17 protein-coding genes are annotated in these 25,267 nt (G+C 36.6%); 15 read left to right on the top strand and 2 right to left on the bottom strand.

Annotation, left to right across the window (positions count from 1 at the left end):
- Positions 1 to 42: 42 nt before the first annotated feature.
- Positions 43 to 348 (bottom strand): helix-turn-helix transcriptional regulator, encoded by a 306-nt coding sequence (locus MKZ30_RS02935; RefSeq protein ID WP_002355748.1) that lies wholly within the window; start codon positions 346 to 348, stop codon positions 43 to 45.
- Between the two features lie 822 nt (positions 349 to 1,170).
- On the opposite strand from MKZ30_RS02935, the gene MKZ30_RS02940 reads away from it, so the two are divergent.
- Together MKZ30_RS02940 and MKZ30_RS02945 are read left to right on the top strand one after the other, a co-directional pair.
- A complete protein-coding gene (locus tag MKZ30_RS02940; RefSeq protein WP_033601092.1) occupies positions 1,171 to 3,816 on the top strand; it encodes a calcium-translocating P-type ATPase, PMCA-type in 2,646 nt (881 codons plus the stop codon).
- A gap of 832 nt (positions 3,817 to 4,648) precedes the next feature.
- On the top strand, positions 4,649 to 6,655 hold the full coding sequence (locus MKZ30_RS02945) for a KUP/HAK/KT family potassium transporter (RefSeq protein WP_033600850.1): 2,007 nt from the start codon (positions 4,649 to 4,651) through the stop codon (positions 6,653 to 6,655).
- A 69-nt stretch (positions 6,656 to 6,724) separates the two neighbouring features.
- Here MKZ30_RS02945 and MKZ30_RS02950 read toward each other — a convergent pair whose 3' ends face one another.
- Positions 6,725 to 7,423 carry a helix-turn-helix domain-containing protein gene (locus tag MKZ30_RS02950; RefSeq protein WP_002415909.1) on the bottom strand — a complete coding sequence of 233 codons (699 nt, stop codon included), beginning with the start codon at positions 7,421 to 7,423 and terminating at the stop codon, positions 6,725 to 6,727.
- 125 nt (positions 7,424 to 7,548) lie between these two features.
- Here MKZ30_RS02950 and MKZ30_RS02955 point away from each other — a divergent pair, with 125 nt between their 5' ends.
- From MKZ30_RS02955 to MKZ30_RS03015, 13 genes are all read left to right on the top strand, one after another.
- Entirely contained in the window at positions 7,549 to 9,693 is a 2,145-nt protein-coding gene (locus tag MKZ30_RS02955) for a heavy metal translocating P-type ATPase (RefSeq protein WP_002361337.1), read from the top strand.
- A gap of 123 nt (positions 9,694 to 9,816) precedes the next feature.
- Positions 9,817 to 11,241, top strand: a complete 1,425-nt coding sequence (locus MKZ30_RS02960; protein ID WP_033600849.1) for a helix-turn-helix domain-containing protein — start codon at positions 9,817 to 9,819, stop codon at positions 11,239 to 11,241.
- Between the two features lie 68 nt (positions 11,242 to 11,309).
- A complete protein-coding gene (locus MKZ30_RS02965; RefSeq protein ID WP_033600848.1) occupies positions 11,310 to 12,221 on the top strand; it encodes an aldo/keto reductase in 912 nt (303 codons plus the stop codon).
- 187 nt (positions 12,222 to 12,408) lie between these two features.
- The gene (gene polA, locus MKZ30_RS02970; RefSeq protein WP_002415913.1) at positions 12,409 to 15,057 is read left to right on the top strand and encodes a DNA polymerase I; all 2,649 of its coding nucleotides are present in this window, start codon (positions 12,409 to 12,411) and stop codon (positions 15,055 to 15,057) included.
- Between the two features lie 99 nt (positions 15,058 to 15,156).
- Positions 15,157 to 15,999, top strand: coding sequence for a DNA-formamidopyrimidine glycosylase (gene mutM / locus MKZ30_RS02975; RefSeq protein ID WP_010713835.1), 843 nt, complete (start codon positions 15,157 to 15,159; stop codon positions 15,997 to 15,999).
- On the top strand, positions 15,996 to 16,595 hold the full coding sequence (gene coaE / locus MKZ30_RS02980) for a dephospho-CoA kinase (RefSeq protein WP_033600846.1): 600 nt from the start codon (positions 15,996 to 15,998) through the stop codon (positions 16,593 to 16,595). Before mutM ends, coaE begins: the two co-directional genes overlap by 4 nt.
- 179 nt (positions 16,596 to 16,774) lie before the next feature.
- Positions 16,775 to 17,257, top strand: a complete 483-nt coding sequence (gene nrdR / locus MKZ30_RS02985; RefSeq protein WP_010827221.1) for a transcriptional regulator NrdR — start codon at positions 16,775 to 16,777, stop codon at positions 17,255 to 17,257.
- Between the two features lie 15 nt (positions 17,258 to 17,272).
- Positions 17,273 to 18,682 carry a replication initiation and membrane attachment family protein gene (locus tag MKZ30_RS02990; RefSeq protein ID WP_010816369.1) on the top strand — a complete coding sequence of 470 codons (1,410 nt, stop codon included), beginning with the start codon at positions 17,273 to 17,275 and terminating at the stop codon, positions 18,680 to 18,682.
- Positions 18,682 to 19,611, top strand: a complete 930-nt coding sequence (gene dnaI, locus MKZ30_RS02995; protein WP_033600852.1) for a primosomal protein DnaI — start codon at positions 18,682 to 18,684, stop codon at positions 19,609 to 19,611. Before MKZ30_RS02990 ends, dnaI begins: the two co-directional genes overlap by 1 nt.
- A gap of 81 nt (positions 19,612 to 19,692) precedes the next feature.
- A complete protein-coding gene (locus tag MKZ30_RS03000) occupies positions 19,693 to 20,901 on the top strand; it encodes a hypothetical protein (protein WP_249958780.1) in 1,209 nt (402 codons plus the stop codon).
- Positions 20,902 to 20,914: 13 nt separating this feature from the next.
- On the top strand, positions 20,915 to 22,435 hold the full coding sequence (locus MKZ30_RS03005; protein WP_016614036.1) for a YfdI family membrane protein: 1,521 nt from the start codon (positions 20,915 to 20,917) through the stop codon (positions 22,433 to 22,435).
- Positions 22,425 to 24,008, top strand: a complete 1,584-nt coding sequence (locus MKZ30_RS03010; protein WP_033600845.1) for a hypothetical protein — start codon at positions 22,425 to 22,427, stop codon at positions 24,006 to 24,008. The genes MKZ30_RS03005 and MKZ30_RS03010 overlap by 11 nt, the downstream gene beginning before the upstream one ends.
- A complete protein-coding gene (locus MKZ30_RS03015) occupies positions 24,005 to 25,267 on the top strand; it encodes a glycosyltransferase family 2 protein (protein WP_002355764.1) in 1,263 nt (420 codons plus the stop codon). Before MKZ30_RS03010 ends, MKZ30_RS03015 begins: the two co-directional genes overlap by 4 nt.

A 25,267-nucleotide genomic window follows, 5' to 3' on the forward strand; every position in this document is an offset into this window, starting at 1 on the left:
TACAATCAGAAAAATTGTCTTGTTAAGTACAGCTTATACTGTTTAGGCTTCTTGTTCTACATCGTCATTCAGTGTTTCTTTGAAGGTGAACACATCATCAATGGTTACGCCAAAGACGTTCGCGATGTCATGCGCAAGAAGTAATGAAGGATTGTACTTGTTTCGTTCCAGTTGAATAATTGTTTGTCGAGAGACACCGACTCGATTGGCCAAATCTTGCTGGGTCATACGAGCCATAGCACGATAAACATGAATTGAACTTTCAAACGAAGATTTTTTCTTTTTTCGCATAGCATTCCCTCCTTTAAAAGAAGATAAAATAGAATGTGCACCTTGAATATAACACATATGATTATTTGATACAAATATATTTTATTGCCTAAAAGAAAAAACCGAGCTTAAATTTAAGCTCGGCCTTGTTAACGGGAAGACATCAATTGGTTGAATAAGTGTTTACATTTCGCGATACATGTAAAGCAAAAGGTGAACGTGATGTGGTGAAACTAAAACCTTGTTTTCATACAGTTTCGACGCTTGGATGGTGGATAACTTGCGTTAGGTGATAACAGATAGGGTAAATGCTTTATAGAAACTCCATCCTTCTATAACCTTTCCCTATTTTCCGATACGAGTTATCACTAACAATTACTCTACACGTATTGTTTACAGGTGAATCTTGCAATTCTAACAACTTTGAGTTTACCGATTTTTATCTACTGAGAAAATCTTCAACCAATTGATTTGCATGTCCTCCTTACACTTAAAGAATAGCACCTTTTGGAAGCGTTTGCAAGTTATAACACTTATTAATAAGATTAAATATAATATTTTTCTGGTTATTTTATAACATGTAAAATAAATAATCGTGCGAACCAAATAACATTGTATTTTTTGTTGTTTTTGTGTTGAATATATAGAAATAAACTATTTTTTTATCAGACAAAATGAAAAAAATGTCCATTGCTTTTTGGCTGAATTCGTTTCTTTTTTCATAAAATTCCCATAATTGAATAGAAACATTGTTGTAGCAACAACGAAAATACCAGTTTTTTTCGGGCATATGAGAGAACGCTAAGCCAAAGATGAAAAAAGTTGCGTGTTCAAAAAAAATCATGTTATATTTAATAAAGACACTATTATATAGGAAGAAAAAATTAGAGGGGGAATAGGATGGAAGCTTACAAGCAAACTATCGATACTGTCACAAAAGAAGTTTCAGTCAATACTGAAACTGGTTTAACACAACAAGAGGCCCAACAACGGCTGAAAGAAAATGGCCGCAATCAATTTGAAGAGGCTAAGAAGGATTCTGTGTTAAAGAAATTCATTCACAGTTTATCTGATTTTACGACGATTATTTTATTAGTTGCTGCGGCAATTTCGTTTTATACAGCAATCGTAACAGAACATGGCGAATATTTTGAAGGAATCTTAATTATTGCAATTGTGATTATCAATGCTGTTTTAGCCATTGTTCAAGAAGGAAATGCTGAAAAATCTCTGGCGGCTTTACAAGACATGAACAAGCAAAGTAGTGCAGTCTTACGAGATGGCAAGGTAATCGAAGTCGATGCTGAAGAACTAGTAGTAGGAGATGTTCTGGTTCTTGAAGCTGGTTCAATGATTACAGCCGATGCACGACTTATTCAAGCTTCTCAAATGCGCGTAGAAGAGTCAGCACTAACAGGTGAAAGTGAACCTGTTGAAAAAGATCCTACATACGTGGGGCATGACGATGATGGCTTAGGAGATCAAATAAATATGATTTTCAAAGGCTGTACCGTTGTGAATGGCCGCGGACGAGCAGTAGTAACTGCAACAGGAATGAATACAGAAATGGGTAAAATTGCTGGGTTACTGAATAACAGCGATCAGCAAAAAACACCATTACAAAAACGCTTGAATCAATTAGGCAAACGTATTAGTTTGTTAGCCTTAGGGGCTGCAGCAATTGTTTTCATTATTGGTGAACTGCAAGGAGAACCGCTTCTTGAAATGTTTATGACAGCCGTTTCCTTAGCGGTGGCAGCTGTACCAGAAACACTAACCGTGATTGTAACGTTAACCTTAGCATATGGTGTTCAAAAAATGGCTAAGAAACATGCGATTATTCGTCGATTGCCAGCAGTAGAAACGCTAGGAACTGCGAATGTTATCTGTTCTGATAAGACAGGAACACTGACACAAAATAAAATGCGCGTCCGCCGAGTATGGCATCGTGGTGATGAAGTAACGGATACGGAAGATGCCATGACCGATGAAGCCATGGAAGTATTGAAAATGGCTGCTTTATGTACAGATGTCATTGTGGAAAAAGAAGGCGATGAACTAACTGTTACAGGGAATCCGACAGAAGCGGCAATTGTTCGTGCTGTCGAAGAGAATTATCATACGAAAGAAGAACTTGAAGAAAAATATCCTCGTATTGGTGAAATTCCCTTTGATTCAGAACGAAAAATGATGACTACGGTCCATCAATGGGGGAAAAAGTACATCTCAATTACTAAAGGAGCCTTTGATGTGTTACTACCTCGTTTTGGTTTCGGGGATGTCGATCAAGCGGCTATTGTTAATGATCGTTTCGGAAAACGAGCGTTACGAGTTATTGCTGTCGGTTATGCCGTATATGATGAACCACCCAAGGAAATTACATCGGAGGCTTTAGAAAAAAATCTTCGCTTGTTAGGCTTAATTGGCATGATTGATCCACCACGTCCAGAAAGTAAGGGCGCCATTGCTCGTGCGAAAAAAGCTGGAATTAAAACAGTCATGATTACTGGTGATCACGTGGTAACAGCCAGTGCAATTGCTAAAGAATTAGGAATTTTAAAAGATAAAAGTGAAGCCTTATCTGGTTCAGAACTGAAAAAAATGAGTGATGAAGAATTAGATAAACGGGTTAAAGATTTATCCGTTTATGCACGTGTAACCCCTGAAGATAAAATTCGAATTGTTCAATCATGGCAACGTTCTGGCGCTGTTGTAGCAATGACTGGAGATGGCGTGAATGATGCGCCAGCCTTGAAAGCTAGTGATGTCGGTTGCGCAATGGGGATTACTGGAACAGATGTGGCTCAAGGCGCTTCAGATATGATTTTGACGGACGATAACTTTGCAACCATTGTTGATGCAGTGGCGCAAGGACGTGCCGTGTACCGAAATATTCGTAAAGCCATTAACTTCTTGTTAAGCTGTAATATTTCTGAGATTTTTATTGTTTTAATTGCCATGTTACTTGGTTGGGGTGCGCCATTTACTGCAGTTCAATTGTTGTTTGTTAACGTGGTCGCAGATGGGTTACCTGGTTTTGCATTAGGAAAAGAACCAGCAGAAAAAGGAATTATGGATGAGGCACCAATCCCTAAAAATGAAGGGATTTTTGCACGAGGCTTGTGGCAAAAGATTGGGATTAATGCAGCAGTGTTCACAGTCATTACTTTGTTTGGTTTTTATCTAGGTGCTTTTGTACCAGGTGTTTCAGCCTATGTTTCAAACAGCTATGAAGTGGGACAAACAGTGGCATTTTTAATCTTAGCTTATTCCTCTATCTTACATGTCTTTAATGTTCGTAGTGCGAACTCTGTTTTCCGTGTAAAATTATCAAGCAACAAGTCCCTCTTTGAAATGGTCGTTTTAGCATTACTAATTACCACAACCATTGCTTTATTACCATTCACACAAGAACTATTTGGATTAGTGCATATTAGTTTAAATCATTGGATGTTAGCAATTTTCCTATCCTTTGTGCCAATTTTCGTCAATGAAATGATTAAGTTCCATTTCTCTGAAGTTGATGAGGAAGAAGAAGTGATTTAAATTTAACAGGAATAAAAGGAGCTACTTTTGTTCAGAAAATTATCTTAATAGTTAGCAAGAGGTCGGGACAGAAGCGTTTAACTCCGAGAACCAAGTAGGTACTGTTTAACATCTATTTGCTTTGCAAATAGTGTTTCTCAGCAATAAGAAGGAATTTCCGAAAATTGTTCTTTAATTTTTGGAGACCAAGTCCTTCAATTCTTAGTGATTTATCACTTAGAGATTGATGAGATCGGAGCTCTGCGAAGTAGGTATTGTTCATCATCGAAACACTACGTTCTTCGTGATTCTCAACACTTGGAAGGATTAAGATACGCCGAACACTTGTGTGAGAAAGTCAATTTCGGCTTATTTCCGAAGGACCTTCACCAAGTAGGTACGATGATTTCATCTGTTCATGCTTCACAGTGAAACATCGCAACTCTTAGAGCTGTAGCTCTTTTGAAGGCTGTACTGTGACGAGACGCATGTCGAGAAAACACCTTAGAAGTTGTTGAGATCGGAGCAACGCGTAGTGTTGCTTCTATTCTCGCCGTTTATCAGTTTTTGAGCGTGGAGAAAAAATCCAAAGTGATTTTTGTCCCACGCTCTTATTTTTGATTTTCCTTTTTTCAAAATAGGTGGGTTTCTTATCTAAGATGAACATTCTCTAATAAAAAGACTTGCTAAACGATTTAAAACGTATTATAGTGAGTAGCATCGTTAGTCAAAAAGCGCTTTTTGACTAATGAAAAAGATATATAAAACGTTATATAATAAAGAGTTTTAAAAGTTTTTATGGAGCTGTTGGTTAAACTAAACGAAGTCATTTCTTTTGTAGGAGGAAAGTATTGTGTTACACAAAGCAGAGGGGTTCGATCGTCGGAAATTTACGATGGCAGGGATCTTAGTTGCCATGGGCGTTGTCTATGGAGATATTGGAACGAGCCCTTTATATGTAATGAAAGCTATTGTAGGAGATAATGGTGGCTTGGCACGGGTCTCTGAATCGTTTATTTTAGGTTCGATCTCATTAATTTTTTGGACATTGACTATCTTAACCACGATTAAATATGTAGTTATTGCTTTAAATGCTGATAACCATGGAGAAGGTGGGATTTTCTCTCTTTATACATTGGTTCGTAAAAAAAGTAAGTATTTGATTATTCCCGCAATGATTGGCGGTGCCGCTTTACTGGCTGATGGCGTTTTGACCCCAGCTGTGACAGTGACGACAGCGATCGAAGGCTTACGGGGGATTCCAGCATTTTTTGAACGTTTTGGCAATGACCAAACGATTATAGTGGTTATTACGTTGACGATTATTTTAATTCTTTTTTCTGTTCAACGATTTGGAACAGAATTGGTCGGGAAAGCTTTTGGGCCGATTATGTTCATGTGGTTTACTTTTTTAGGCATCATTGGTTTAATGAATTTTAGCCAAGATTGGACGGTTATTCGTGCATTAAATCCATATTATGCTTTGCAATTACTAGTCAGTCCAGAAAATAAACTAGGTCTATTTATTTTAGGGAATATTTTCTTGGCTACAACTGGTGCTGAAGCTTTATATTCTGATTTAGGGCATGTAGGAAAAATGAATATCCGCATTAGCTGGCCGTATATTAAGATTTGTTTGATTCTTAATTATTTAGGTCAAGCTGCGTGGTTGTTAACGGTCAAAGAAAACCCTGAAATGCAGGCATTAGCTGAAATTAACCCATTTTTCCAAATGATTCCACGAGGTATTCTCGTATTTGGCGTTGTTTTTGCAACAATCGCCGCAGTGATTGCTTCGCAAGCGTTAATATCAGGTTCGTATACCTTAGTTTCTGAAGCGATTAAATTGAAGTTATTACCAAGACTTAAAATTATTTATCCTGGGAGCAATATCGGTCAAATGTATATTCCAGCGGTAAATTTAATTTTGTGGTTAGCTTGTTCAGCAATCGTGCTGGCTTTTAGAACATCGACACACATGGAAGCTGCGTATGGTCTATCGATTACGATTACGATGTTGATGACAACCATTTTATTGTTGTTTTATCTTTTGGATAAAATTCCAGCTTGGTCTGCGTATCTAATTTCCTTGTTCTTTGCTGCCATTGAAGTTGTCTTTTTCTTTTCAAGTGCTGCGAAGTTTTTCCATGGTGGATATGTTGCTGTGGGAATGGCAGTCTTCTTGTTATGCATCATGATTATTTGGGAACGCGGCAACGAGATTAAGGAAGCAACGGCGGAACAAGTGTCGTTGGAAAAATATGTACCACAACTTAAAGCTTTGAAAGAAGATACATCTGTACCAATGTATCAAACCAACGTGGTCTTTTTAACCTCCGATCGAGTGGACGGCGAAATTAATCGTAATATTATTTATTCGATTTTGGACAAACAGCCAAAACGAGCGAATGTTTATTGGTTTGTTAATGTTCAGGTAACAGATGAACCCTTTACTCAAGAGTATTCTGTTGATATGTTAGGGACTGATTTTATTGTGCAAGTTCAGCTATATTTAGGTTTCCATATTTCTCAAGAAGTGAATGTATATTTAAGACAAATTGTTCATGACTTGATGAAAACAGGCCGCTTGCCAAAACAGCCACAACGTTATTCATTAACGCCAGGAAGAGAAGTTGGCGATTTCCAATTTGTATTAATTCAAGAAGAATTATCTAACGTTTCTGAACTGAAAAAATGGGATCGACAAATTATGCAGGCAAAATTAGCTATCAAAAACTTAACTACCTCTCCTGAAAGTTGGTTTGGCTTGGAATACAGTGAAGTCAAATATGAATCCGTTCCTTTAATCATTGGACCACAACGGAAAACGCACTTAGTCGAACGAAAGAATCGTTCATAAATAGAAGAAATTTAACTAAAAGATTGAGCCTAAGTCCTTGAGATACATGGCTCAATCTTTTTTGTAGAATCAGAGTAAATACTGTAATTCCACAAAGAATTCATTTAAAAGTGTTTGGTCTTTAAAGGAATTCATTCGCTTAAAGATGGCCAGTAAGACTTCTTTTTGTGGTTCAGTTAATTGATCTACTTTTAACAAAGGAAGAAAAGCGATAATCAGAGAATAATCCAATTCTGGATTTTGAGAATGTGTAAATAATTCATGGAGTTCTGACAAAATAAACGGATGATAATAAGATTGGTCAGACTGTTCTTCTGCAGTTGTTGGTTCATAAATAGAAATACTCTCTTGGGAATGAGAGGGGGCTTCTACTGTTAATGGAAAAGCATAAAAGGACTGCTGTAACTTTTGCGCTTGAATCATAATTTTTAAGGAATCGTGATAGGATAGCTGTTCTTCAGATAAACGTATCATCAACTGAGTAAAAAAAGGTGGTTTTAGCAGTTGTTTATTTTGAAAATTTTCTTTTAATAGCTGGCGCACAAATCGATCGAAATCACCATAAAGTAGCCAATCTACTGTTGTGTCGCAGGCTTTAGCGATTTTTTTTAAGTATCGTTTATTGGGTAAATTCAAACCTAATTCCCAGTTACTAATTGTACTTCCACTAGATAAACCAATTTTATTGGCTAAATAACGTAAAGTGTACTTCTTCTTTTTTCGAGCTTCACGCATGCGCGCCCCGACTTGCTTTGTAGTAATTTTCATTGAAACACTCCTTTTGTAATAAATATGAGGATAAGGTGTTCTTAAAATATACATACGCAAAATTCGGCTCTTTTTTTTTCTAAACTAAAAAAAGTAATTATTTCTAACAATTTTCATCTTGTGCTATGCTTAAGATGAAAATACTTAAGAAGAGAAGGGATCATATGTCAGCAAAACATAATCATGAACAACACCAGGAAAAACAGCCAACAATGTCCCACGATAAAATGAATCACATGAATCATGATATGGCGCATGAACAAATGGCTATGTCACATCAACATGAAGGAATGAAGGGAATGGACCATTCAATGCATATGGGGAATTTTAAACAAAAATTCTGGCTGTCATTGATTTTAGCTATTCCGATTATTGTTCTTTCACCAATGATGGGTTTTCAATTACCTTTTCAATTTACTTTTCCAGGTTCTGATTGGTTGGTCTTAATTTTAGCAACTGTGCTATTTTTTTATGGTGGACAACCGTTTTTAAGTGGCGCTAAAATGGAATTACAGCAAAAGAGTCCAGCAATGATGACGTTAATTGCGATGGGGATTTCGGTATCATATTTTTACAGCTTATATGCGTTTTACATGAATCATTTTACGAATCAGGCCCACGTGATGGACTTTTTCTGGGAATTAGCCACTCTGATTGTTATTATGCTTTTAGGCCATTGGATTGAAATGAATGCTATTTCTAATGCTGGTGATGCCTTGAAAAAAATGGCTGAACTGTTACCTGACACAGTCAAGCGAATGACTGAACATGGGGAAGAAGAAATTCCTTTGCAAGATGTCCAAGAAGGCGATCGCTTGATTGTTCGTTCGGGAGATAAAATTCCGACAGATGGTAAAATTTTGAAAGGAAGCACAACAGTCGACGAATCGATGGTTACAGGGGAATCAAAAACAGTAGAAAAAAACATTGGTGACTCCGTGATTGGTGGAGCTGTCAATGGCAACGGAATGATTGAAATTTCAGTAACTGGCACGGGTGAAAATAGTTACCTGTCAAAAGTTATGGAGATGGTTAAACAAGCGCAATCGGAAAAATCAAAACTAGAATCTATTTCAGACCGTGTAGCCAAGTGGTTATTCTATATTGCCTTATTCGTAGGTGTGTTAGCATTTATCGGTTGGTTACTCGTAACGAAAGATTTGTCGCTAGCATTTGAACGAATGGTTACAGTTTTTATTATTGCCTGTCCCCATGCGTTAGGCTTGGCAATTCCTTTAGTGATTGCTAGAAGTACCTCCATTGCTGCTAAAAATGGCTTACTTTTAAAAAATCGGAATGCATTAGAACAAGCCAATAAGGTTGAATATGTGTTGCTGGATAAAACTGGTACTTTAACAGAAGGACAATTTACAGTTACTGGCTTAGAATTAATGAGTAAGCAGTTTACTAGAGAAGAAGCACTTAAATATATTGGGGCATTGGAAAAAAATGCAAACCATCCGTTGGCAATTGGGATCATGAACTATTTAAATAAACAAGCCGTTCAACCTTATGAAGCCCATAATCTGCAAGCTTTATCAGGCGTAGGACTGGTTGCTACTGTTCAAAACCAAGAAGTCAAAATAGTCAATGAAAAAGAAGTTGCACGGTTACAGTTAACCTTCGATGAAACAATTAAAACAAACTATCAAGAGCAAGGAAATACTTTGAGCTATTTAATCATCGCTGGTCAATTAGTCGCACTGCTTGCTTTAGGAGATAAAGTCAAACCAGAAGCTAAAACATTTATTGCAGAGTTACAAGCGCAAGGCATTACGCCAGTCATGTTGACAGGGGATAATCAAACAGCTGCCAGTGCAGTTGCTAATTATTTAGGAATGAAGGAATACTACGCAGAGCTCTTACCAGAAGATAAAGAAAAAATTGTGCAACAGTATCTTACTGAGGGGCATCAGGTCATGATGGTAGGAGACGGTATTAACGATGCACCAAGTTTAGCCCGTGCTTCAATCGGCATTGCGATAGGCGCTGGTACAGATGTAGCGATTGATTCGGCAGATGTTGTACTGACGGATAGTGATCCTAAAGATATTTTAAGGTTCTTAGATTTAGCCAAACAAACACGACGTAAAATGATCCAAAATCTTTGGTGGGGAGCTGGGTACAATATTGTCGCTATTCCTTTAGCGGCTGGGGTCCTTGCACCAATTGGGATTGTTTTAAATCCAGCTGTAGGTGCTGTGTTGATGTCATTAAGTACAATTATTGTAGCAGCAAATGCTATGACACTGCATATTTCAAAAAAATAATTCGATATAATTGTAGAGAATGGAAAGTAATCAATACTTTTTGTTCTCTATTTTTTTCTTCTTAAAAAAATTTTTGCCTTATTTGACGTATTCTTATAACAAGGGAGTGAAAGGGGACGATATATGGATTTCAAGGAATTATTGTCTTTTGAACATAAAAATATGTTGGAATTGTTGGATTTACTGCAACAAGAGCAGACATTTTCTGTTTTGATGGCTGCAGAAAAACTAAAAGTGAGCGACAAAACCATCCATTGTTACATTCAACGTTTTGAAAAAAAGCAGGAGACGTTTAAGATAGAAGGGCTTTGTAAGATTTATACAACGACTAAAGGAATTGTAAAATATCATGAATTATGCGTTTGTGGCTTGGCTCGGTTTAGACAAAAATTTTGTTATTTTATTCCCGAATTTTATATTTTACGTTGTCTAATTGAAGAGCGAATCAATTATGCGCAATTGACCCAGGTATTGGGATTACAGGAATCAACTCTTCGGAAGAAACTGTCTAATATTCGACGTTGGCTAGTTAATTTTGATATTATTGTACGTCAAAAACATTACGATTTAACTGGCAATGAATGGCAAATTCGACAGTTAATCCTTTGTTTTTATTTGTTTTTTCAAGAAAGCTGTCTGGAAGAAAACAGAGAAATGACTCGGAAAATCATTACCTTTTTTGAGTTGGATTTAAATGTGGCACAACAGAATCATCTTAGTTGGCTAATTTATATTTGGGAGAGACGATATCGAGACGGGCATGGAATTTCAGTGCCAAATGCTAATTTATTTCAACAAACAAGTGCTTTTTTTTATTTATTTCGTGTGGAAGTGTTGAGCACTTCTTTTATGTCTCTTAAAGAACAAAAAGCGTTATTTGTGATTCTTGAAGCACATTTTGGTGGTTGCTTTGGCAAGAAAGCGCGAAAGTATTTTATTCATGAGCAAATGAAAATAGAAAGTTTATGCTTAAAAACAGCTATTTTTATTATGAAAGAAATTAGGAGGAATTTTACACAACATCATTTTAATTATCAAGAAATTCATTTATGTCGATTTTTAAGTACGCATATGAATAGTTTATTAGACGGACAAGTATGGTTGCCAGCTCATAAACAGGAACAATTACTCGCTGTACGTTATCATCAAACTTGGCACAGATTACAGAAACTAATTAGGCTTTTAAAACGCCTATATCCAGTCTTTACTTCAGTAAAAGAAAGGGAATTGACGAGTTGCTATTTTTATCACATCCTAGATTTATTTGACCCGATTTTATATGAAAAAAAATATATTATTTGCCTATTGACGGACTTTCCTCCAGAAAAGGAACAAGCGCTGGGGCAATCTATAAAAAACTATTTCAGTGAAAAAAAGAATATTACAATTATTCATGGAAAACCAACGTATCAACTTCACCAAGCACACCTCTTAATTGTCAATCATTTGTTTCAGATGAACGTAGCGCTTTCTTCTGAGACAGTGGTTTATTTGCCAGAGGAATTATCTCCTGCTTTTTTTGAAAAAGTCGAAGCGAATCTATCGTAAGAAGTCCAATTTTGTCTGAATAGTGTTAAAATGAAGAAGTAAGAGGAATGGATGAGGAGGATATTAAAATGAAACAACTGCAATTTGGTACAAGTGACGAAACAGTTTCTTCGGTTATCTTAGGATGTATGCGCTTAAATGGTGCTGAAAATCCTCAACAGGTAATTGAAACTGCTTATGATCATGGCATTACATTTTTTGATCACGCCGACATTTATGGTGGCGGCGACTGCGAAACCATTTTTGGTAAGGCCTTAAAAGAAAGTACCATTCGTCGTGAAGATATTTTTATACAAACGAAATGTGGGATTCGTCAAGGCTTTTTTGACTTTTCAAAAGCATATATTTTAGAAGCGGTTGAAGGGAGTTTACAGCGTTTAGGTGTAGATTCAGTCGATGCATTATTGTTGCATCGTCCAGATACTTTAGTGGAACCAGAAGAAGTAGCTGAAGCTTTTCATTTATTAGAAAAACAAGGGAAAGTTCGCTATTTTGGTGTAAGTAACCAAACGCCAGGACAAATTGAACTTTTAAAAACAGCTGTTAAACAACCATTATTAGCCAATCAATTACAATTTGGCATCAAGCATACTGGCATGGTGGATCAAGGCTTACAAACAAATATGGAAATATCAGGAAGCATTGATTATGATCATGGTATTTTAGATTATTCACGGTTGAAACAAATGACTATTCAAGCATGGTCACCGTACCAATATGGTTATTTTGAAGGTGTCTTTATTGGAAATGAAAAATTCCCTGAGTTAAATCAAAAATTAAGCGAATTGGCTGAAAAATATCAAACAACGCCAACTGGCTTAGCCAGCAGCTGGATTCTGCGCCACCCTGCTAATATGCAAGTCATCGCAGGAAGTATGAATCTTGGTAGAATTGAAGAAATCGCTAAAGCAGCAGACATTGTGATTAGTCGCGAAGATTGGTACGATATTTATCGTGCAGCGGGAAATGTTTTGCCGTAAAAAGATTCTCATATTTGCGAAGATCCAGTGTGTATTGCTGATTGATTTTGGTATTTGATATAGTTGTCACTAAGGAACTATGTCAAATACCTTTTTCTTTCATTCGGCAATCGCCGTCTACTGCAAATTCTGTAGTTTTTTGTTAAAATAGAAAGGAAACTAGTTTGCTAAAGATGAGGGGAAAAAAATGACCAAAAAAAAATTATTACTCGTTGATGGAAACAGTGTAGCCTTTCGTGCATTTTTTGCGCTACATAACTCATTAGAACGATTCAAAAATAAGAACGGCTTGCATACAAATGCTATTTATGCATTTAACAATATGTTTGAAAATGTAATGCAAAAAGAAATGCCTACTCATGTTTTAGTCGCTTTTGATGCAGGGAAAACCACATTCAGAACAGAATTTTATTCAGAATATAAAGCCGGACGTTCAAAAACACCGGGCGAATTTAAAGAACAAATGCCGTATATTCGTGAACTTTTAGAAGGTTTAGGCGTAAAATATTATGAACTACCTAACTATGAAGCAGATGATATTATTGGTACATTAGCCAACAAAGTTGATAAAGATGAATATGATGTTGTCGTGTTATCAGGGGACCGAGATTTGACACAATTAGCGACGGACACTGTCAAAGTAGATATCACTGTTAAAGGAGTTAGCGATATTGAATCATATACGCCTGAGCATATTGCTGAAAAATATGATGGGTTAACGCCTAAGCAAATTATTGATATGAAAGGGTTGGCTGGCGACACGTCGGATAACATTCCAGGTGTAACGAAAATCGGTGAGAAAACCGCGATCAAGCTGTTAAAACAATATGGCTCAGTTGAAGGGGTTTATGAGAATATCGATGAAATGAAAAAAAGCAAAATGAAAGAAAACTTGATTAATGATAAAGAGCAAGCCTTTCTTTCTAAACGTTTAGCGACAATTGAAGTCAATGCACCAGTCGAAGTCAATGTGGAAGACTTGGCATATGAAGGGAAAAACTTAGAAAAATTGGTTCCTTTTTATAAAGAAATGGACTTTAAACAATTTTTAGCTAAGTTGGACATTACAGAAGAACCTGTTGAAATGGAAGATATTTTATTTGAAGTAGTCGAAGATCAGTTAACCAATGAAATGTTTACAGACGATATGGCTCTTTATGTTGAGATGATGGAAGATAACTATCACACGTCACCGATTGTCGGCCTTGCTTGGGGCAACGACAAGAAGATTTATACCACGAATAATTTAGCTGTTTTTGAAAGTCAGCCATTTATCGATTGGTTGATGGATGAGACACGTAAAAAAAATGTCTACGATGCAAAACGGACGTACGTTGCACTAAATCGCTATGTAGGAAAAATGACAGGGATTGCCTTTGATGTTTTATTGGCTGCTTATTTACTTGATACCAATGACAATAACGCTGATATTGAAGGTGTAGCACAACATTACGGATATGATGCGATTCAATCTGATGAAGCTATTTATGGAAAAGGGGCCAAAAAAGGCTTGCCAGAGGACGAAGAAGTTTTCTTTGGTCATTTAGCACGTAAGATTAAAGCAATTCAATTTTTAACAAGCAAATTAGATAGCGAATTAACAGAAAAAAATCAAGCTGATTTATTCTATAAAATGGAATTACCACTTTCTCGTATTTTAGGCGATATGGAAATAACTGGGATCCGTGTTGATGCCACGCGCTTAAAAGAAATGCAAGTAGAATTTTCAGAACGCTTGAAAGAAATCGAAGAAAAAATCTATGCAGAAGCTGGCGAAGAATTTAATTTGAACTCACCTAAACAATTAGGCGTTATTTTATTTGAAAAAATGGGCTTACCTGTGATCAAAAAGACGAAAACTGGTTATTCAACAGCGGTGGATGTTTTAGAACAACTAAAAGAACAAGCACCAATTGTGGCAGATATTTTAACTTATCGTCAAATTGCCAAAATTCAATCAACCTATGTTGAAGGACTCTTAAAAGTAATTCAGCCAGATAATAAAATTCATACTCGGTATGTACAAACACTGACACAAACAGGACGACTAAGCTCAGTAGATCCTAATTTACAAAACATTCCTATCCGTTTAGAAGAAGGCCGAAAAATTAGAGAAGCCTTCGTACCAAGAGAGGATAATTGGTTGATTTTCTCTTCTGATTACTCTCAAATTGAGTTACGTGTGCTCGCGCATATTTCTAATGATGAACATTTAAAAGAAGCGTTTGTGGAAGGACAAGATATCCATGCCAGCACTGCAATGCGAGTTTTCGGTGTTGAAAAAGCAGAAGATGTCACACCTAACATGCGTCGTCAAGCTAAAGCGGTGAATTTTGGAATTGTCTATGGTATCAGTGATTATGGCTTGTCTCAAAACTTAGGCATTACTAGAAAGCAAGCGCAACAATATATTGACACCTATTTTGAAAAATATCCAGGCGTGAAACAGTACATGGAAGAGATTGTCCGCGATGCCAAAGACAAAGGATATGTGGAAACATTGTATCATCGCCGTCGTTATTTAAGTGATATTAATTCAAGAAACTTTAATCTACGTTCGTTCGCTGAACGTACAGCGATTAATACACCGATTCAGGGAAGTGCCGCAGATATTTTAAAAATTGCGATGATTGAAATGGCGCGTCGTTTAAAAGAAGAAAAATTACAAGCGACAATGTTATTACAAGTGCACGATGAATTAGTTTTTGAAGTACCAGAATCAGAATTAGAACAATTAAATCAACTCGTCAAAGAAGTGATGGAGCACGCAGTTTCCTTACATGTGCCACTTATCACCGATAGCAGTTGGGGAAAAACATGGTATGAAGCAAAATAATAGCTTACCCATTAAGAACGATGAATAAAATAAGGATAAGTAGGATCTGGACGTTGGTATCTAAGCGTTCAGACCTCTTTATATAAAGGAGCAAAAATAATGCCAGAATTACCAGAAGTAGAAACAGTGCGAAAAGGACTTGAAAAACTTGTTGTAGGAAAAACCATTCAAGAAGTCATTGTTTTTTGGCCAAGAATTATTGAATCACCAGAAGTTGATGTATTTCAAGGTCAATTAGCTGGTCAAACGATTGAAGGGATTGAGCGAAGAGGAAAATTTCTGATTTTTAAATTGTCTGATAATGATATGATTTCTCACTTACGAATGGAAGGTAAATATGAGTTTCATCAGGCTGATGATGAAATTGCCAAACATACCCATGTAATGTTTACTTTTACAGATGGCACGCAATTACGTTATTTAGATGTACGGAAATTTGGCCGTATGACATTGGTTCCTAAGAATCAAGGTCATCAATATAAAGGGATTTTAGCTTTGGGCCCAGAGCCAACACCAGACGTTTTTCAATTAGCTGCTTTTCAACAAGGATTGAAAAAGCATCATAAGGCAATTAAGCCATTACTGTTAGATCAAAAGCTAGTGACGGGCTTGGGGAATATTTACGTAGATGAAGCACTTTGGCAAGCGCAAATTCATCCAGAGCAACCAGCAGATTCCTTAAAACCTGCGGAAGTTGCTACGTTGTATCAAGCAATCATTGACGTCTTGGCACGCGCTGTTGAAGCAGGTGGAACCACCATCCGCACCTATCTAAACGCGTTAGGAGAAGCAGGGACTTTTCAAGTAGCGTTGAATGTCTATGGGCAAACAGGCTTACCTTGCAATCGTTGTGGTACGCCAATTGTTAAAACAAAAGTGGCACAACGTGGTACGCATTATTGTCCACAATGCCAACAATTGAAAGGTCGTCGATTGAAATGACAAAAGTTTTAGGCATTACAGGAGGAATTGCGACAGGTAAAAGTACGGTTGTTGCTCTTTTTAAAAAAGCAGGCTATCCAATTGTTGACGGCGACATTATCGCCCGCGAAATTGTTGCAAAAGGGCAACCAGCCTTAGCCGCAATCGTTGAAACTTTCGGACCAGAAATAGTATTAACAACTGGTGAATTGGATCGGAAAAAATTAGGACAATTAATTTTCGCTAATCCTCAAAAAAGAGAGCTATTAAATGAAACGTTGAAACCTTTTTTAAGAAAAGAAATTTTACGTCAAATTGAAGAAGCTAAAAAGAAAGCCGCCCTGGTTATTGTTGATATTCCTCTGCTTTATGAAGCTCATTATGAGGCGATTATGGATCAAGTTGCTGTGGTATATGTACCAGAAAAGATTCAAAAAGAGCGTCTGATGGCCCGAAACCAATTAACAGAAGAAGAAGCACAACAACGAATTGATAGCCAATGGCCGATTGAAATGAAAAAAGAACGAGCAGATATCGTGTTTGATAATCAAGGAACTAGAGAAGAAACGGAACAACAAGTGAAGAAGTGGCTAGAGGAACAAACTGAAGAGAAGTGAATATTTTTTTAATAGCGTAAAATATTTTGAAAATTTCAGAAAAAACAGTGAAAGTCTTTGTTTTTATTAAAAAATGGCAAAGATTCAACGAAGAACCAGTTCTAAAGACCTAGTAATAGCGCAATTTCATGTTATAATATAGGCAACAAAAATTATACAGAATAGAAGAGGTGAACGTTATGCGTTGTCCAAGATGTCATCATAATAATTCCCGTGTTATTGATAGCCGTCAAGCAGATGATGGACGAGCAATTCGCCGTCGTCGTGAATGTGAAAATTGCAGTTATCGGTTCACTACATTTGAAAGAATTGAAGCGGCGCCATTACTTGTAATCAAGAAAAATGGGGATCGTGAAGAATTTAATCGTGATAAAATTTTGCGTGGGCTCATTCGCTCTGCGGAAAAAAGACCCGTTGCTATGGAACAAATGGTTCAAATTGTCGATAATGTTGAAAATCGAGTGCGTAGTTTAGGGGAAAATGAAGTCTCTACAACGCTTATCGGTGAATATGTGATGGAAGATTTAGTCAATCTAGATGAAATTGCCTACATCCGCTTTGCAAGTGTTTATCGACAATTCAAAGATATGAGCGTGTTTTTGAAAGAGTTACAGGACATTGTCGACAAAGCAAAATCTACTTCTCCTGACTCAGAAAATTAAAAAGGAGGTCTTTCTTTGAAAGGAAATCGGCAAAGAATCCAACCAAAAAATATTTTTCAAGCGGTTATTGATTCACCGCTTTCTGATCAAGAGAAAGAGGTTTTAACCTTTTTATATCAACCAATTGTCGGCGCCAATGCGTTTAGTTTATATTGGCTTTTGTTATCTGAAACAACAGACTCAGAGGAGAATGGCTCGCTGTTTCATGCAGATTTAATTAGTTTGCTGGACTTGAGTTGCCAACAATTAGAAGAAGCTTGCTACAAATTAGAAGGCATTGGGTTGCTAGAAACGTATAAAAAAACAGATCGGGAATTAGGAGATTGTTATTTATATTATTTAAAAGCACCTGAAACAGCCGCTCGTTTTTTTAAAGATGAAGTGTTAGCTTTAGTGTTATTTAATCGGGTTGGACAACGGAAATTTGATCAATTAGTGCAAAAGTTCCAACCGCATCCTACCAAAACAGAGGGCTATCAAAATGTTTCCGCTAGCTTTCAAGAGGTTTATGCCTTTAAAGAAGAACAAATTGTTTCCGAAGCGAACCGATTGACAACGATTCAAGAAACTTTTTCTCAACAAGAAAAAGCGAAGAAAATTTCTGTATCAACGGATTCTTTTGATTGGCACTATTTTGTGGAAGGTTTGCACCGTTTAGGTTTACAACTGCCTGAAGATGAGGCTAGTTTTCAAGAAGAAGTCTATGTTTTTCATCAATTATATGGCATCAATGAGTTAGATATGGTAGACTTTGCTTCGAAATCATTTGACTATTATACAAGTCGAATTTTGCCTAAGGAATTAGTGCGAACGATTCATCAAGCGTTTGATCCTGATAAAAAACCACAACCAACAAACGTAGTGACAAACAAGCAAGCACAATTGACGGTGGAAGAGCAACAAACGTATCGATATAACGCATTAAAAATGAATGGTTTTTCTGAACTGGATATTCAAATGATTATGGATAGTGAAAAGAATCCGCCTATTCAATATTTAGAAGCTTTAAAAAATAGTCGAGGCGGCTATACGACACCACAAGAACGTTCATTAGTGAAATATTTGGTTGCCAAATCAGGCTTACCGACTAGTGTGATTAATATTTTGATTAACTATGTTTACAACATTCAACAACAACCGACTTTAAAAGCGGAGTATGTGAATCGAATTGCGAATGAATGGGGACAAAGTGGCATTCATTCACCAGAAAAAGCAATTGAACATGTCAGAGAATTGGCAAAACAAAGCCAAACCAAACAAAAACAGCGACAACAAAATTATTCAGGGAAACGCCAAACTGTTCGACAAGAGCGATTGCCAGAATGGGCCGATCAGCCAAACGATGAAACAAAACTTTCCCCAGAAGAACAAGCCGAGTTAGATCGCCAAATTCAAGAATTTTTAAACCAAGGAGGTGACCAATGATGGAAGACGTAGGAAAAGAAATGTCAAAAATTATCCAGAAGCGTGACATCAATGAACGATATGAAGAGCTGGTTAACGAAGTATTGAAAGATCAAGATGTTCAAGCCTTTATACAAGCAAACCGAGAGCGTTTAACCGATGAAGATATTCGTAAAAGTTATGCTAAGCTGTATGAATTTGTTCAAGAAAAAAAGAAATTTCAATTAAACGATCCGGCAATGATTGCCCCCGGCTATGAGCCAAGATTAATGTTGAATTTTCATTACATTGATGTAACATATGTCCCAACGGCTGATTTAATCGCCCGTCAGAAGGAAGAAGAAATTCGCAATCGAGTAAGGGCAATGGACATGCCAAAAGATGTCCGAGAAGCAAATTTACGAGATTTCGATCCATCTTCTCAAGGTCGAGCCAAAGCGTTAGCAGAAGCAATGCAATTTTTAAGAGAATATCCTGCGACACCAAAAGAGTTTCATAAAGGGCTCTATTTACAAGGCCCCTTCGGTGTAGGAAAATCTTTCTTATTAGGTGCGATGGCTAATGCTTTAGCAGAACGTGGATTTACTACGACAATTGTTCATTTTCCAACATTTACAGTAGAAATGAAACAAGCCATTGGTCGCGATCAAGTTGGTGAAAAGCTCGATGCAGTAAAAAAATCCCCTATATTAATTATTGATGACATTGGTGCGGAATCCATGACTAGTTGGATTCGTGACGACGTTTTAAGCGTAATCTTGCAATACCGAATGCAAGAACAATTAGTTACTTTTTTCTCTTCCAATCTAGATTTAAAAGCTTTAGAAGAGCATTTAACCGTGACGCAACGAGGAGAACAAGAGCCGCTAAAAGCCAGACGAATTATGGAACGTGTGCGTTATCTGTCAAAAGAGATTACGATGACAGGAAATGATCGACGAAACGGTTAAAGCAATCCTTTTATTTTTATGGATTGCTTTTTTTCTTGCGCTTGAAGAGGTAGCGTAAGTTTCGCAAAAACAAGTACTTTTGTGTACACTGACAATAAAGAAGTGAGGAAAAGAGGCGTAACAATGAAGAGAAAACTTTGGATTTTTATTGGGGTATTCGTGGTGCTTCTGGGAGGATATTTTCTTTTATTTAGAGAAAAATCCTATAAAGTAGAGGTGGAAAAAGTGAATCCAAAAATTCAACGCTTAATGTCGACAGACAAACAACATTTTTTAACAAAACATGAATTTCACACAAAAGAAACCGCTGAACGCAAAGATTTGTTGAAGTTTTTTATTGAAACCCGGCTCAAAACAGACGGCGGTTTTTTAACCAATTATTTACCAGATGCTGAACGCAAAGATGTCGCTACAGGACATGAGTTGCTAAGTGAGTCTTCTGGTCTATATTTGCGGGATTTAGCTTTTGATACGCAGGGACGTTTTGATAACTTTTATAAGCAGACGAAAGACACTTTTTATGACGGCGTCCAATTTAGTTACCGAATTGACGAGCAAGGCAATAAGTACAATGTCAATGCCTCGATTGATGATTTACGGATCATTCGTTCGTTGATTGAAGCAGGTGGGCATTTTAACACAGATCAGTATGATCAAGAAATTAAAAAATTAGGTAAGAGTTTTATGAAAACCTCTATGAAAGATAATATTCTAATTGATTTTTACGATAGTAAATCAAAACAACAGTCTTCAGAAACTTCTTTGTTTTATATTGACTTAATTACGCTGGGTTATCTATACAAAGAATTTGGGATTTCAGCAGACTACTTGCAGTATCATTACCAATTAATAGACGATGGCTATATTTCTGATGATTTACCTCTTTATCAAACGAAGTTTAATCATCAAACAAATAAATACGAAAACAACGGAACACTTAATATTATTGAATCTTTATTAACGATTGTCCATTTAAGTGAAGTGGGTATGGCGAAGCAGACTAGTATTGATTTTGTGCGAAAACAAGTTCAGCAAGGAACGCTTTTTAACTCGTATGATTTAAATGGATCGCCTGTGGATAAAAATCAATCTGCAGCCAGTTATGCGATAGCGGCTTTAATTGGTGTTGCCGAAAATGACAAAGAGTTGTATCGTGCGGCAATTACAGTACTTAATAATTTTCAAATTATGGATTCAAGCACCCCGATTTATGGAGGGTTTGGTGATAAAGTTACGAAACAAGTCTATTCCTATAATAACTTAATGGCTCTTTTGGCCTATGATTTCTAGATGAGGTGAAAGCATGGAAAAGATCAAAAAACACATGAACTCGGCTTTTGAATGGTTGAGTCGTTATATTTCTCCAAGTCTTTTGGCCGTTTTAGGGATTGGGTTAGTGACAAGCATTTTGTTATTTGTTTATCCGATTAATGGCTTGGGAGATAATGGCGAGTATTTTCGTGTGTTAAATTCAAATAGTCTTTATCGTGTCAATGGTGATAGCTACGACAATGTGGCCTATTTTGTTAAGGACTTTTCAATTATGCGTTATTTTAATGAAACAACGACGCACTTTGTTTCCACTCAACAATTTTTCATTACCGTTGCCATTTGGCTTAATAAACTTTTTTATAGTCAAACACTTTTCGATATTCGTTTCTTAGGTTTCGTTTATCTTAGTTGTTTTTTAGTGTCAATTTATATTCTGGTACGAGGCTTAACCGAAGACGTATCTTTGAAAAAAAGTTATCTTATCTCCTTGTTGGTTATTTTCATCTTAGGGGATACCTCCTATACGATTTATTTTAATTCCTTTTATACAGAAGCGACGAGTTTTTTACTTTCTGTGAGTGTCTTAGCATTTTCTGTCTATTTTTATCGGGTGACGAAACCACGAACTTGGCTCAGAAGAATAATCTTAGTTATCTTGGCACAAGCAGTAGTACTTTTAATAGGAACAACACGCCAAGAATATTTGCTGATTATTGGTGTAATTATTGCTGGATTAGGATTTTTTGTCTACTTGTCACAACGTTATCAACGATTGTCAATGACGGCCTTTTTAATTGCACTGATTGGTTTTACAACGTTAGCAGCTTTTATTGTCCCTAACGATATCTATGAACGTGATGTCTACCATAGTATGACGCGCGGTGTAATGAAGGATAGTAAGGTTCCAGATAAACGGATGTCAGAGGGCGGAATTAACCCGCAATATGGGTTGCAAAAGGGACGTTCCTACTTTGAAGAATACAGTCCTGTATCACCAACTTCTGAACAAATGAAAAAAGATTTTTTTGATAAAACGAGTTTTGGATGGGTGTTATTGAATTATTTAAATTATCCATCTGAATTATGGCAAGGACTGAATTCAGCGGTCCCAAATGTTTACTTAGTAAAGCCTAATAATGTGGGGAATTTTGAGAAAACGACGGGGCGTGCACCGCTAGAACAATCTAAATTTTTTATGGTGTATAACCGTATTAAAGCCAGCTTTTTTCCTAAAAACTTTGCTTTCTATCTATTATTAGGCGTGATCCTGTTTGGTTTATATGGCGTTGGTTTATACAGAGGACTCAAGAGAAACGAACCGAGATTAGTTTTTCGCTTCTTTTTAATGACAGGGATTTATCTAAATTTATTAGTTGTTTTCATTTCAACAATTATTATTGATGGGGATAGTGACTTAGTACGTCATTTGTTTTTAGTCTCAGTATTTTTAGATTTTCTCTTGTTACAAATTGTTTCTGATGTTATTGGTAAACGAATGTGGCAAGATACAACACCACAAGTCATTGGGGAGGTAGAGAAAATTGAAAAATAAACAATATCTTATTGGCTGGGTGTGTGTCTTACTCTTTTTCGTTTTTTTCGGCTTTGCTAAACCGGCGCTGGCTGCACCAAGTAAACATGTCTTACTTGTCTATGACAGCTTGAATATTGCTGGAAAAAAAGAAAATGATGTGGATGCTTTACAACGAGTGTTGACGAGTTTTGGAGTAGAAGTTCAGAGTGTGGCGGTGTCAGATTATGTGCCTGGCGAATTGCTAAATGATGGCTATGACAGTTTGATTTCTATGGTGAATTGGCCTGAACAAGCCGGCGTTATTGCCTCTGATTTTCTAGCAGATCGAGTTCATTTTAAAGGTAAACAATTACACATTGGTCGAAACATGCGTGACGATGAAAAACAATATTTTAGCGGTACGTGGAAAGAATTAAGTCATCGTCAATATCGGTTAGAAGATGAAAAAAAACGCTTTTCTCAAGTATTGCCTTTTCAAGATCAATCAGTTGTGCTGGAAAATACGCAAGGTCAGACAGTTGGTCGATTAAAAACACAAGAATTAGCACCAGAAGAATATCCATTTGGTGTAATTGAGAATGGGCATGCTTTTCTACCAATGTTTGAACGCAAAGGCGCTGTTTTTTTAGAAAGCTTGGACGTGATTAGTCAATGGCTGGAAAGTGAAAAAATGTCACGGCCGTTTTTGACGATTTCTGATTTTAACCCGTTAAGAGATATGTCTGTGGCAACCTATTTGCAAGAAGAATTAGTTAAAACCACGTATCCTTATATTTTATCCAGTACGAGCGTTTCACAAAACAATACGATTTTACCTTATAAACTATTTACGAATGCGTTACGTGCATTTGCTTCGACGGGGGTTATTTTCTTAGAAACACCGGTCGTTAATAATGTTGATTTAAATGACCAACGTGCCTTGAAACAATTGATGGCGCAGCAGATTAGTTTATTGGTCGACAGACATGTCTATCCAGTAGGCATTTCTGCTCCAGGATATTGGAATCAAGACCTTCAATACCAAGAGGATGGTCTAGCAATTAGTGATACAGTGATTCTAAGAGAAAATCCGCCGATTGAACGTGTTTTTTATCGGAACCAAACGGGAGAATCAATCACTTATAAGAATGCTTTGTTTGATTTACCGTATGATTATTTATCGGGGATTGAATGGACGGATAAAGATAATCCGAATGACTATCGATTTCCAATGCCGACCACCATTAGTTTTTCATTTCCAAATTCTAAAAAAGAAGTGGATCATCTAATTCAAGAAGTCAAAGAAGCACCAATAGTGTTTAGTGTTTCAGAAGCGGATCAACATTTCACTGTTCAAACACAAACGCAGAAAATCGAATTTCGGAATAATCGGTTCTTCTTAAACAATCAAATTGTCAATGGTTTGGCTGATACAGGGGCCTCAACAGTTGAAAAACAACGATTTACAGGGTTATTTTCATTCTTTTTCAGTATCACAAACAATATTTTGATTGGCGTTGTTACACTGACTTTAATCATCCTGATTATTTTGTTTATGATTGGACGAAAGAATTATCGGTCGAAATATATTAATAAGGAGGAAGACAAATGACCATTGCTGACATTGTAATGTTAACAGCAACTATCATTATTTGGAGTCTACTAATTGTAAATATTCTCTTAGTTATTTTTGGCTATGTTTATTATTTAAAAACAGATCCTGTCGCACCGCCACCTGTAGAGGACGAAGATGCACCGTTTGTTTCAATTATGGTGCCGGCCCATAATGAAGGAATTGTCATTGTGCGGACAGTTGAAGCGTTATTGAATTTTAATTATCCGCAAGATCGCTATGAAATTATTGTGATTAATGATAACTCAAGTGATAATAGTGCTGAGCTTTTAGCGAATGTCCAAAAAAAGGCGGTTAATCGAAATTTGCAGATTATTAATACAGACAATATAACAGGTGGGAAAGGTAAGTCTAATGCCTTAAACATTGGTTTCAAGCAAGCCAAGGGGGACGTGATTGCCATTTATGATGCGGACAATACACCTGAACCGAATGCACTCCGTTATTTAGTTGGAGAGTTAATTGCTAGTGAGGAATACGGCGCGGTTATTGGTAAATTTAGAACGAGAAATCGCAATGCAAGCCTGTTGACACGCTTTATTAATATCGAAACACTTGCCTTTCAATGGATGGCACAAGCCGGTCGTTTTCAATTATTTAAGTTATGCACGATTCCTGGCACAAATTTCATTGTTCGTCGCAGTATTATTGAAGCCATTGGCGGCTGGGATGACAAAGCGTTAGCCGAAGATACAGAAATCAGTTTTCGCATCTATATGATGGGCTATAAAATTAAGTTTCAACCAAAAGCAGTGACGTGGGAGCAAGAGCCGCAAACTTTGTCTGTTTGGTTCCGACAACGGACGCGATGGGTCAAAGGCAATATTTATGTCATTGTTAAAAATGCTAAATTATTGTTTAATCCTAAAGCGAGTCGGATCCGTTTTGATATTTTATATTTCTTGTCTATTTATTTTCTCTTAATGACATCGCTCGTTTTGTCAGACATCATGTTAGTTTTATCAATGTCTGGTTACTTAACAACGACCCTGCAAGGATTTAGCAATTCCTTATGGTTGTTAGCGATTTTGTTATTTATTTTCAGTACTTTTGTCAGTATTACAACCGAAAAAGGCGAAATGACTTTAGAGAATATCTTAATTATTGCCTTGATGTATATTACATACAGTCAGATGTGGCTAGTAGTCGCCGCTTATGGCATGGTGATGTATATTAAAGAAAATGTTTTTCATAAACAAACACAAACAAAATGGTACAAAACTGAACGATTTAAATAA

The sequence above is a fragment of the Enterococcus sp. LX10 genome (assembly GCF_023539285.1).
Taxonomy (GTDB): domain Bacteria; phylum Bacillota; class Bacilli; order Lactobacillales; family Enterococcaceae; genus Enterococcus; species Enterococcus faecalis.